Annotated in this window: 9 protein-coding genes; 1 reads left to right on the forward strand and 8 read right to left on the reverse strand. The window is 60.9% G+C overall.

From position 1 onward, the window contains the following. Positions 1-23 precede the first annotated feature (23 nt). The 3 genes from AC1Q6Z_RS23405 to AC1Q6Z_RS23415 all read right to left on the reverse strand — a co-directional run bounded on the left by AC1Q6Z_RS23405 (position 24) and on the right by AC1Q6Z_RS23415 (position 2,638). On the reverse strand, positions 24-773 hold the full coding sequence (locus AC1Q6Z_RS23405; protein ID WP_492649466.1) for an electron transfer flavoprotein subunit beta/FixA family protein: 750 nt from the start codon (positions 771-773) through the stop codon (positions 24-26). Positions 774-863: 90 nt separating this feature from the next. Beyond that, on the reverse strand, positions 864-1,379 hold the full coding sequence (locus AC1Q6Z_RS23410) for a LeuD/DmdB family oxidoreductase small subunit (RefSeq protein WP_492649467.1): 516 nt from the start codon (positions 1,377-1,379) through the stop codon (positions 864-866). Further along, positions 1,376-2,638, reverse strand: coding sequence for a 3-isopropylmalate dehydratase large subunit (locus AC1Q6Z_RS23415; protein ID WP_492649468.1), 1,263 nt, complete (start codon positions 2,636-2,638; stop codon positions 1,376-1,378). Before AC1Q6Z_RS23415 ends, AC1Q6Z_RS23410 begins: the two co-directional genes overlap by 4 nt. Before the next feature lie 141 nt (positions 2,639-2,779). On the opposite strand from AC1Q6Z_RS23415, the gene AC1Q6Z_RS23420 reads away from it, so the two are divergent. After that, complete coding sequence (locus AC1Q6Z_RS23420) at positions 2,780-3,772, forward strand: isocitrate lyase/PEP mutase family protein (protein ID WP_435269760.1); 993 nt, start codon at positions 2,780-2,782, stop codon at positions 3,770-3,772. Positions 3,773-3,817: 45 nt separating this feature from the next. On the opposite strand, the gene AC1Q6Z_RS23425 is transcribed toward AC1Q6Z_RS23420, so the two are convergent. From AC1Q6Z_RS23425 to AC1Q6Z_RS23445, 5 genes are all read right to left on the reverse strand, one after another. Beyond that, entirely contained in the window at positions 3,818-4,702 is an 885-nt protein-coding gene (locus AC1Q6Z_RS23425; protein ID WP_492649469.1) for an IclR family transcriptional regulator, read from the reverse strand. A gap of 62 nt (positions 4,703-4,764) precedes the next feature. Next, on the reverse strand, positions 4,765-6,327 hold the full coding sequence (gene tcuA, locus AC1Q6Z_RS23430; protein WP_492649470.1) for an FAD-dependent tricarballylate dehydrogenase TcuA: 1,563 nt from the start codon (positions 6,325-6,327) through the stop codon (positions 4,765-4,767). 81 nt (positions 6,328-6,408) lie between these two features. Beyond that, the gene (locus AC1Q6Z_RS23435; protein ID WP_492649471.1) at positions 6,409-7,449 is read right to left on the reverse strand and encodes an AbrB family transcriptional regulator; all 1,041 of its coding nucleotides are present in this window, start codon (positions 7,447-7,449) and stop codon (positions 6,409-6,411) included. Positions 7,450-7,456: 7 nt separating this feature from the next. Beyond that, positions 7,457-9,430, reverse strand: coding sequence for a tripartite tricarboxylate transporter permease (locus tag AC1Q6Z_RS23440; protein ID WP_256114428.1), 1,974 nt, complete (start codon positions 9,428-9,430; stop codon positions 7,457-7,459). An 83-nt stretch (positions 9,431-9,513) separates the two neighbouring features. Beyond that, the gene (locus tag AC1Q6Z_RS23445) at positions 9,514-10,614 is read right to left on the reverse strand and encodes a tricarboxylate transporter (protein ID WP_492649472.1); all 1,101 of its coding nucleotides are present in this window, start codon (positions 10,612-10,614) and stop codon (positions 9,514-9,516) included. Positions 10,615-11,265 lie beyond the last annotated feature (651 nt).

The raw sequence follows: 11,265 nt of genomic DNA on the forward strand, positions 1-11,265 counted from the left end.
GGTAATGTTCTCCCTTTCCCGCCTTACAGCACGCCGGCTTCGTTTTTCAGCTTGTCGACGAGTTCGGCGACGCTCTTGACCTTGACGCCTGCCTTGCGGCCGGATGGCTCCTCGGTCTTCAGCACCTTGAGGCGCGGGCTCGTGTCGACGCCGAAGTCGGATGGCGTCTTCTTGTCGAGCGGCTTCTTCTTCGCCTTCATGATGTTGGGAAGCGAGGCATAACGCGGCTCGTTGAGGCGCAGGTCCGTGGTGACCACGGCCGGAAGCTTCACTTCGATGGTCTGGAGACCGCCGTCGACTTCGCGGGTGACCTGGGCGGAACCCTCACCGATCTCGACCTTCGAGGCAAACGTCGCCTGTGCCCAGCCGAGCAGGGCGGACAGCATCTGCCCGGTCTGGTTGCTGTCGTCGTCGATCGCCTGCTTGCCGACGATGATCAGACCCGGAGCCTCGGCTTCTGCGACACCCTTGAGGATCTTTGCCACGGCGAGCGGCTCGACGGCATCTTCCGTCTCGACCAGCACGGCGCGGTCGGCGCCCATGGCGAGTGCGGTGCGCAGCGTCTCTTCGGCCTTCGCCGGACCGATCGACACGACGACCACTTCCGAAGCCTTGCCAGCCTCCTTCAGCCGCAGCGCCTCCTCGACCGAAATCTCGTCGAACGGGTTCATCGACATCTTCACATTCGCTAGCTCGACACCCGAGCCATCCGCCTTCACGCGAATTTTGACGTTGTAATCAACGACCCGCTTTACAGGGACCAAGATCTTCATGGCAATTTTCTCCGACTGGCGATGCAGGCGCGATGGCACGGCGCCGATCGTCGGCGTCCTGGCCATTCCTGTCATCGATCGTTTCAGGGTTTAGGCGCCGGCGGCGCGCCGTTCGGCGAGAATGCGCCTCGTATAGGCCTTTATGCCGCCCTCCTGCATCATGCGCAGGGATTCCGGCGCCATTGGCGCAAGGCTCGCGTGATAGCCGGTAGCGAGGTTCCGCAGGCTGCTGATGTCGAGATCGATTTCCAGCTCGTCACCCTCGGTCACGTGCCGGTCGATATCGGCGAGTGCCACGATCGGGATGCCGAAATTGATGCCGTTGCGCATGAAGAGCCGGCCGAAGCTGGGCGCCACAACGGCTGCGATGCCCGCCTCGCGCATTGCGCCCGCGGCTTCCTCGCGGCTTGATCCGCAGCCGAAGTTCAAGCCGCCGACAATGATGTCGCCTGGGCGGACCTTCGATGCGAAGCCCTCATCGATTCCCGCCATCAAATGGGAGGCCATTTCGCCCGGTTCATAGGCCGGCCGAAAATAAGGTTTCGGAAAGATCAGGTCGGTGTTCACGTTCACACCAAAGGTCCAGGTTCTGCCGCGTATCTTCATTGCTTCACCAGAAATTCGCTCGGGGAGACCACGTGGCCGGCGATTGCGGACGCGGCCACCGTGGCGGGAGAGGCCACGATGAGGCTGGAGTCCGGGCTACCCATGCGACCGCGGAAATTGCGGCTGGCGGAAGTAATGCCCATTTCACCAGCCGCCATCATGCCCTGGTGACAGCCTGTGCAGGGCCCGCATCCGGGCACGCCGATCACGGCACCTGCCTCCACCATGATCTGGATGAGACCTTCGCGCATGGCCTGCTGGAAAACGTCCGCCGAACCGGGATTGACCATCATCCGGCAATTGTCCGCGACGTGCCTGCCGCGCATGATCTCCGCGGCCAGACGGAAGTCGTTGATCCTGCCGCCGGTGCAGGTTCCGAAGATGGCTTCGTCGACCTCGATATGGGCCGCCTCGCCTGCCGTCACGACATTGGAGAGGTCGTGCGGTAGCGCCACCAGCGAGTCCAACTCCGTCACGTCGATCTCGATGGTGCGGGCGTAATCCGCCTCCCCGTCCGTCTCGTAGACCGTCCAGCTGGATGTCACCTGACGCGACCGGAGATAGTCGAACGTGATCTCGTCGGGCTGGATGTAACCGGCCTTCGCGCCGAAATCGATCACCATATTCGTCAAAACGAGGCGCTCGTCCATGCACAGAGAGCGGACGAGCGGGCCGGTGAACTCGACAGCCTGGTAGACGGCCGCGTCCTCGCCATAGTCCTGGGCGATTTTGAGCACGATGTCCTTTGCGGTCACCCATGGCTTCGGTTCGCCATGCAGCACGACACGCAGCACTTCGGGAACACGGAGCCAATTGTATCCGAGCGCCAGGCCCGAGGCGATGTCGGAATGCCCGAGTCCGGTCGAGAAGCAACCGAGGGCGCCATTTGTGACCGTATGGGAATCGGTCCCGAAAATGAGGCTACCGGGCCGCGCATACCCCTTCTCCGGGAAAAGCACGTGGCCAATGCCTTCTCCGGCATGGAATTTCGATATGGCCTGAGCCTTTGTCCAGACCCGCGTCACCTTCTGGGCCTCTGCATCCTGCGGGCGGATCGCGGGGTAATGGTGGTCGAAAACGACAACGACCCGTTCCGGGTCGAAAACCTTGTCGCCGCCCATTTCCGCAAGCAACGCACGGGCGCGTGCTGCGCCGCGATCGTTCAGCATGATCAGGTCAGGCTCGACATTCACGATCTCTCCGACCTGAACGCTGTCCCGGCCCGCGTGGGCGGCAATTATCTTGGCAAGCGCATGCATGGCAACCTTTCAGCCGTTGTCGGCTTCCGTTCGTCTCATTCTATGAAACATCATTTCATTTTATATTGCAAGATAAGTCTGTTTGGGAAATAGTGTCAACAGGCGTCATCGCCGTGCCATGAGAGAACAAAGGATCACCCCGTGCAGCAGGAAGACACCGGCGGAATGCCCGAAAACCGCGAAGACGAATCGAAGCGAGCCGAGACGGGCTCACCCGCGGTGCGGCTGCGCCAGCTGATGGAGCAACAGGAACGCGTGGTTTCGGTCCTTCACCCGCCGAGCGCCCACCTCGCCCGCATCATGGAGAAAGCCGGGTGCGAGGTGGGCTTCGTCGGGACCGGAAGCGTCGTCGGTGCCTATACCGGGCTTGCCGATGTCGGCACGGCAACCATGATGGAATGCGTAACGATCTCCGGCTGGATCGCACAGTCGGTGAATTTTCCGATCATCATGGACGGCGACACCGGGCATGGCGGCATCATGGCCGTGCGCCGCATGGTGCGCGAATGCATAAGGGCAGGAATCGCAGGAATCCGCATCGACGACCAGCCGATCGAGGGCAAGCGCAGGACGGGCGACGCCGGTATCGAAGTCGCGCCGCTCGACCAGGTCATCGCCCGCTATCGCGCCGCCGTCGACATGAAGAACGAGATCGATCCTAACTTCGTGGTGATGGCGCAATGCTATGCGCGTGACGCTGTCGGGTTCGATCTTCCCAAGACACTCGACCGCCTGCGGGCCTACCGCGAAGAAGCCGGCGTCGACTGGGTACAGCTCGAATCACCGCACTCGGTCGATGAGATCCGCCACGCCCGCGCCGCGGTGAAAGGGCCATTTTCGTTCATGAAGGGCAAGCTGCCACGTTACCTGTCGCTCGACGAGCACAAGGACCTCGGTGTCAATCTCGCCTGGCTGCCGAGCTTCACGCATCATATCGCGTGGGCCGCCGTCTGGGACTTCATGCAGGAATTCCAGAGCGACGGCATCGCGGCCTGGGAACGTTTCGCCGATAGCCGCAAGGCCAATCCCTATCCGATCCCCTTTGTCGGACCGGAGGGCGAAGGGGCCACACGCCAGCAGGCCCTTGAAGAGCGCTATTTTCGTGGAGTGCCTGCCGAAGGCCGCGACGGCTGAGGCGGCCATGGCCCGCGGCAACGGGCGCTTGCTTGCCGGCGGAGTTCACGCCGGCGGCTTGTATCCCAGGCGCTCCGATATCTGCCGCGCACCGTGCAGCATCAAGCCGATGCATCGCTCCCTGTGTTCGGGTGTGTAGCGATAGGCCGGCGTCAGCACGTCGATTGCCGCTACGGTGCGGCCTTCATAATTCTTAATAGGCACGGCGATCGCGCCGCCGCCTGCGATCAGCTCGCCGCGGCTTTCGGCATAGCCGAGCTCTCGGATAAGGGCGATTTCCTTGAGCAGGTCCTCCCGCCGCGTGATCGTATTTTCCTGGATCTGCTGTAGCTCGACGCGGGCGAGATAGTCTTCGATTTCTGCGTCATCCAGCCCGGCAAGAAGCACCTTGCTGGACGCACCGGCATAAAGCGGAGAATGCACGCCGAGATCGGCGCTGCGGCGCATCGGATGCAGCCCTTCGAGGGAATCGATGTGAACGCGCGTATCGCCAGAACGCACGGAGAGCACGATGGTCTCGTTCAGTGCGTTACGGATATCGCGCATGACGGGGGCGGCCAGGGCATGCAGGTTGGCCTGCCGGCGGCGAATGTCGGCAAGGCGCACGAGGGCGAAGCCCAGACTGTACTCGCCCGTGTTCGGGTCCATCTCGCAGAACTCGTGTTCGACGAGGGTGGAGAGGATGCGGAACACGGTGGATTTCGGCAGACCCGTCGCCTTGGAGATGTCTTTGAGGCCTCGAGATGGTTGGCCCGAACTAAAGACACCCATGATCTCCACCGCCCGGTTCAAGACGGCGATGGAGTAGGCACCACCCTTCTTGGTGGCCTCTTCCGTTGCGGAAGCAGATGCTTCGTTTGTGTCCTCAGATGGGGTGGCCGCGCGTGATCCGCGGCCCCCTCTTCGACGTCCGGAAACTGTTTCGTCCATATGGGAACCCATTTCATATCGTGAAATGATACCGTAATGGCAAACCGTTTCAGCGTCCAGCCTCAGCCTGCAACGGCTTGTTCTGACTGCTTGGCGGCCTTCGTGCTGACATAAGCGGCAGCACTTCGCCCCGCAATGCGCCCGAAAACCGCACCCGCCATCAGGCCCGTGCTGCCGGGATAGTTGAAGTAGTAAAGCCCGCCCACCAGTTCACCGGCGGCAAAAACGCCGGAGAGTGGTTGGTCTTCGATGTCAAGAACCTGTGCCTCCGTATTGATCTTCAGGCCGCCAAACGTGAACGTGATGCCGCAGCCGACCGAGTAGGCCTCGAATGGACCTTTCTCGATCGTGTTGGCCCAATTCGACTTGGTGACCGCGAGCCCTACCGTCGACTTTCCATCCTTGATGTTCGGATCGAAGTCGACATCCTTCTTAATGGAGTCATTGTACTCACGGACGGTGTTGAGGAAGCCGTGATAGTCGACGTCCCCCATCTTGTCGGCCAGTTCCTCGAGGGTGTCGGCCTTCACCTTGGTGGCGCCGCGCATCTTGTATTCATCGCGAATGAGATGCGCGACCTGGGCATCGAACACCTGCCACGCATAGCTGCCGGGCTGCTGCAGCACGATCCTGCCATACTTGGCATAGGTGTAGTTGCGGAAGTCAGCCCCCTCGTCCAAGAAGCGTTTGCCCTCGGCATTGACCATGATGCTGTAGGGATAGCTGTGGCGATAGCCCGCGGAATGCTGGCCATCGACATCACCGAAATCGTTCGCATAACGCTCCCAGGAAACCGAGTGGCAGCCAGACCACTGGCCGTAGGACTGCGCGCCGAAGTCGAGCGCCATCTTGATGCCGTCACCCGTATTGTAGCGGGTTCCGCGAACCTTGGCCATTTCCCAGCCCGGGCCGAGATAGCGGGCACGCCATTCGCGGTTGGCCTCGAAGCCGCCGCAAGCGAGAACCACGGCCGTGGCGTAGATGTCTTCCTCGATGCCATCCACGATGACCCGAACGCCGCCAACGGCTGCGCCGTTGCGCAGGAGCGAGACAGCTCGCGTGCCGTAGCGGATTTCGACACCACGCTTCTCCGCGGCGCGAATTTCGGCCTCGACGAGACCGGCACCACCGCCATTGGCATAGATGACCACGCCGCCGAAGAACTTGAATCGGCCGTTGTGGTTGAAGGCCTGGCGTCCGTAGTTTGGCACAAATTTCACGCCCTGCTGCATGAGCCAGTGAACAGTGTCGGTGCTGTTGTTGACGATGATGTCGGCGAGCTCCGGGTCGATGTGATATTGCGTAATGCGGCCCAGATCGTCGAAATAGTTCTCTGCGGTATATTCGCCGAAATCCGTTTTCGCGATGTCCTCGTCCGACAAGTCGGGAACGATCTTCTTGATATCGGCAGCACCGTGATGGACCATGCGGAAGCCGCCGCCCGTAAAGGCGGAATTGCCTCCGCGCTTGTGCTCCGGCGCGCGCTCAAGCACGAGAACGCTTGCTCCGCCTTCAACGGCCGAGAGTGCTGCGGACAGAGCCGCGTTTCCGCCGCCGACAACGATCACATCGTATTGCTTGCCACTCATTGAAAATTCGCTCCTCCGGTTGAGACGCCGCTCCATCGTCGGACGGCTTTGAATGCACCATGCCGACCCTAGCCAGCATTGTCAATATTATGAAACATCATTTCATTGTACGAAACATCAATGCGTCACTTTGCTGCCGAACAACCGCCGGACGACGATCGGCCCGATGACGACGAGGCAGCTCATGCGGATGATCTGTATCGTGGTAACGAAGCCTAGGCTGATATGAGCCGCGACGGCGAGCGCCGAAACCTCCGCGACGCCCCCGGGCGAAAACGCCAACAGCATCGCGTCGAAAGCCTCGCCGAGAAGATAAGAGACCCCCGCGGCAAAAGCTGCGACGAAAAGAAGCGCGGAGAGCGCCCATATGAGTGAGATCGCAAGCGTGCCGAAAACCTCGTTCAAGCGCACGCCCGCAAAGCGGACCCCGATGAATGTTCCCAGAACGACCTGGGCGCCGGCCACCATGGCCGCAGGCGGGGCGCTCTGTGTCAACGGAATTGCGTGCACAATGACGCTGGCGATGAGCGGACCGATGAGGAACGGTGCTGGTATGCGCAGCAGTTTGCCTGCCAACGAGCCAACGATCGCGCATCCGACCAGAATGGCGAGGTCCAGCCATCCGGGCGGCAGTCCGGCCTTGGGCGTCAGGGCCACGACCTCCAGGCCGAGAAGATAGCGAAGCGAGAGGGAAATGGCCGTGACCGTGACGGCAAGGCGCGCGGAGTGCACCAAGACGACCTTCTTCACATCCGCCCCGCAATCCTCCGCCAGAACGACGATTTCCGACAGATTGCCCGGCACGGCGGCAAAATAGCTCGTGACAGAATCAAAGCCGGCCCGCCGAAAAAAGAGCCAGCCGAGCCCCACCATGCTGGCGAGGTAGAGAACCACGAGGAGCGCCAGAACGACCAGCGCGCTGCCCGTCGGTATGCCCGAGACATCCAGCACGCTGCCGAACAAGACGCCGAGAACGGTCGCTAAGCAGTTGCGCGCCAATTTCGGCATGGCGAGCGGCAGCTTGCAGAAACTGGCGATCGTTGTCGCCGTCATTGCGCCGAGCATGAAAGGGAGCGGCGTACCGATAAGGGAGAAAGCCATCCCGCCGGCGGCGCCTATCCCCACCGCCAGCAGGAGTTTGAAAAGCTGCGCGACCACGCGCCGCTCACATCAGCCAGTCCGGGAAGTCCAGCCAGAGCGGGATGAGACCCTCCGGATAGTCGAGATAAAGCACATAGGCGAGCACCGCGAGGGTCAGGATCGTACACAGGGTGATGATCGCGTTTCGGCGCAAGGGACGACCGCACTCGACATAGAGGAAGGCAAAGACGAAGACCGCCGATGCCAGCGTAAAGCCCAAGACGTAGATAAGCCCGGCAAACAGCGCAAACCAGGCGAAGTAGACGTATTTGCTCGGCCGCTCGCTGAAGACGGTCCTATTCGTCTGGTCGATATCGCCGAGAACGGGATTTGCCAGAGGCGCGAAGGCTTGGTGTGCAATCACCATGCCGGTCAGGATAATCGTGATGACGCCCACAGAGGCGGGATAGAGATAAGTGAGATAGCTTTTGTCGCGGATCGCAAAGAGCGCCCATAGTGTCACAAGTGCCAGCGCGGCCGAGAATGCGATCTGGGGTACGCGCGATGTCACCGCGTCTCCTTCCGCATCCGCGGGATCATCCGGCGACGACTTCATCATGATGCGGATGCCGACGGCGAGCGAGGCGAGCACCATGAGCGCGATGGCAATGGACTGAGGCCGCTCGAGGAAGGACAGGCCATAGACCTGCGCCGTCTGATAGATATTGGCTTCGAGCGGGCGCGAAAGGACGAACCCGACGACCAACGCCGGACGCGGCCAGTCGAACCGCTTCATGTAGCAGCCGAAGACCGTCAGCGTCAGAAGAGTGACGATGTCGCCCCAGCTCTTCGTCGCCTGATAGGCGGTGAACACCATTACGACAACGATCAACGGCGCCATCAAAGCGTAGCGAATGACAGTCAGGCGAGCAATCGGCCCGGCCAGCATGACGCAGAGGATGCCCGCGAAGACGTTTCCAAGCGCTAGCGACCAGATGATGACGAAGGTTAGGTGCAGGTCGGCGCCCACCATGCGCGCACCGGGCTCAAGCCCGATCAGAATGAACGCGCCAAGCAGCAGCGCCATAGACCCGGAACCCGGTATGCCAAAGAACAGGGTCGGCACGAGGTCACCACCGCGCACCGCATTGTTGGCGGCTTCGGGCGCGATCACGCCGCGAATGTCGCCCTTGCCAAATTTCGAACGGTCCCGCGAGGATTGCACGACATGGCCATAGGCAAGCCAGTCAGCAGTGGAGGCGCCGACACCCGGCAGGATGCCGACGATCGCGCCCAACACCGAGACGCGAAGGACCAGCCACCAGTTGCGTATTGTGTCGAAGATGCCCTCCATGAAGCCGCTGCCGAGCCGCGCATCCTTGGCGATCGTCGAGCGCTGCCGCATCAAGTCGACGATCTCTGGAAAGGCGAATATGCCAAGCGCCAGCACGACGAGCGGAATGCCATCGCTCAGATAGACCGTGGAAAACGTGTAGCGCAGTTCACCGGTGGCCGGCGCACTGCCGATGCTGCCGAGCAGGAGGCCGACGGAACAGGCGGCAAGTCCCTTGAAGAGACTGGCGCCCGTCAGCGAGCCCACCATCGATAAGGCGAGGAGGATCAGCAACAACTGTTCTCCCATGCCCACGCCGAGGATCAAAGGCTTGGCGATGAAGACACAGCCCGTCAGCACAACGGCGCCGAACAGACCCCCGATGAGCGAGGCCGAAAAGGATGCACTCAGCGCCCTCGCCGCATGGCCCTGACGCGCCAGCGGGAAGCCATCAAGCACGGTCGCGGAGGATGACCCACCGGGTATGCCCATGAGGATGGACGGAAAGGTGTCGCCTGTCGCCGTCGTTGCCAACATGCCGATCATCAGCGCAAGGGCGGAAGTCTGCTCCATGCCATAGACGAAGGGCAGAAGCAGCGCCATGCCGGCCACGCCACCCATGCCGGGCAGAACGCCGACCACCATGCCCATGCCGACACCGATCAACAGATAGGCAAGGTGGTGCAGCGACAGCAGCTCCCCCAGCGACTGAACTATGACTTCCATGATATTCCTCAAATCGACGCGTCAGCTGCGCCCGCAAAAACAAGGATCGAAGACGTGGAGATCACGCCTTCGATCGCGCCAGATTATAGAGACGCGTCAAAACGCTGCTTCAGCCAGGACCGCAGCCAGCCGAGCGCTTCATCGTCGAAGACGACGGCGCTGCGAACGTTGCGGGTTGCCGCCTTCCCCGTCGCCTGAGGCTCTTCCCCAAGCAGGTCGGTTGCCTTCTTCTTGAGCGCCGGATCGGCTTCGAAGTCGGCAAGCAGCTTGCTCACAGCACCTTCATAAGTCGCCACGACCTCATCCAGTGTGCCTTCCGGCAGCAGGATCGCCCTGGTCGCCATCACGTTGAGGTTGAACACGGAATCCCATGCCTTGCGCGCCGGGCCGGACAACGGCTCGCCCTTCAGCTTTTCGTAGACCTCCAGGAAATGCGGTAGATCCGGATTAGCGGGGTCGCGCACGACCCTCCCGTTGTCGTCCGCAAAACCGAGCGTGAAGAGCGGCACAACCTCCCCGCTGTCGACCAATGGCTTGGCGAGCTTCTGGTAGGCATTGTTGATCGCGAAATCGAGGTTGAGTTCACCGCGCTCGAAGGCCGGAAAAGCGTCGCCACGGTTGAGGCCGAAAACCGGCCGCACTTTCACACCGAGAAGGTCCATTGCCATGAGAACGCGCATGTCGCCGCCGGTCGGATTGTTGGCGCCGAGCGTGACGTCCTTGCCTTCGAGCTGGGGCAGTTCGTCTGCCGTCTTGATGCCCAGGGCACTGCTCATATAGACTACGGTGCCCTGGGCGGAGCTGATAATCGGGATCCATTTGTCGAGATTGTATTGCGCGCGCTGGTCCTTGAAGGTGAAGTTCAGCATCACGGACGCGCTGGCTGCGATGATATCCGTGCCGTCCTTCTTGGCGCGTTGCTCGAACTGGTTGCTGCCGGCAATCGCGCCTGCCCCTTCGACATTCTTGATCACTATCGTCGGCTGCCCGGGCAAGCGCTCGGCAATCAGCGGTGTCAGGAACCGCGCATAGAGATCCGCCCCACCGCCTGCCGCATAGGGCACGGTGACCGTGATCCTCTGACCGGCGAAGTCGGTTTCGGCCACAGCCGAACCGGCAAAGCCCGTACAGCAGACCAAGCCGGCTGTAACAAGCAGCGCATATTTCCACGTCTTAAAAAGCATGCGTATCCTCCTCCTGATCGCGCAATACCGTATGTCTCATCTAGTGAAACGGTATTTCATATATAAGCACAGAGTTCAGCGCCGTGCAAATGCTTTGCTCGGGCGAGCCGACGCTGAGCAAAATTGACGCTGCGATTGCACACGGAACGTCCTTGAGGCAGATCAGGGCCGCGCGGCATTCTACGCTTTGAGTAATGGGATGCTGATGGCGACAACTAAGCAGAAGATTGCCAGGCGACCGATTACCAAGTCTTTGGCAAGTGATTCAGTGCCCAAAACGAGACAAAAGCCGGGCGTCCAAATTGCAGAGCTGCGGCAATCGGCCATTGTAAATATGAAGATGCGTGCGGATAAATAGCGCGGCCCCCGCAAAACCGCACAGCCCTACGCCAGCGAATAACGATTGATAACCTTGCGGCGCGTATAATTTTCTGTTTTCAATGGGCTACCGACGCCTATCGCTGGACATAACCCAGAAAGCACCGCCTCGAATACTCATCTGGAAGCCCTCCCGCAAAATTCAATAGCGAACGATTGCCTCGATATCTACGCTGTGAAGCTACCAATACACATGGTGACCTGAGACCCATCGTCCCTCCAATTTTCAGGAGAGTCTTGGGTTTTCAATCTGACCTTATGCGGCCTGTTTTT

The sequence above is a fragment of the Shinella sp. GW835-FHT14H05 genome, from assembly GCF_058793575.1.

What these genes read in the sequence shown, in the direction of transcription:
- AC1Q6Z_RS23405 (WP_492649466.1), bottom strand. Translation starts at nt 773, where the DNA reads ATGAAGATCTTGGTCCCTGTAAAGCGGGTCGTTGATTACAACGTCAAA.
- AC1Q6Z_RS23410 (WP_492649467.1), bottom strand. Translation starts at nt 1,379, where the DNA reads ATGAAGATACGCGGCAGAACCTGGACCTTTGGTGTGAACGTGAACACC.
- AC1Q6Z_RS23415 (WP_492649468.1), bottom strand. Translation starts at nt 2,638, where the DNA reads ATGCATGCGCTTGCCAAGATAATTGCCGCCCACGCGGGCCGGGACAGC.
- AC1Q6Z_RS23425 (WP_492649469.1), bottom strand. Translation starts at nt 4,702, where the DNA reads ATGGACGAAACAGTTTCCGGACGTCGAAGAGGGGGCCGCGGATCACGC.
- tcuA (WP_492649470.1), bottom strand. Translation starts at nt 6,327, where the DNA reads ATGGAGCGGCGTCTCAACCGGAGGAGCGAATTTTCAATGAGTGGCAAG.
- AC1Q6Z_RS23440 (WP_256114428.1), bottom strand. Translation starts at nt 9,430, where the DNA reads ATGGAAGTCATAGTTCAGTCGCTGGGGGAGCTGCTGTCGCTGCACCAC.
- AC1Q6Z_RS23445 (WP_492649472.1), bottom strand. Translation starts at nt 10,614, where the DNA reads ATGCTTTTTAAGACGTGGAAATATGCGCTGCTTGTTACAGCCGGCTTG.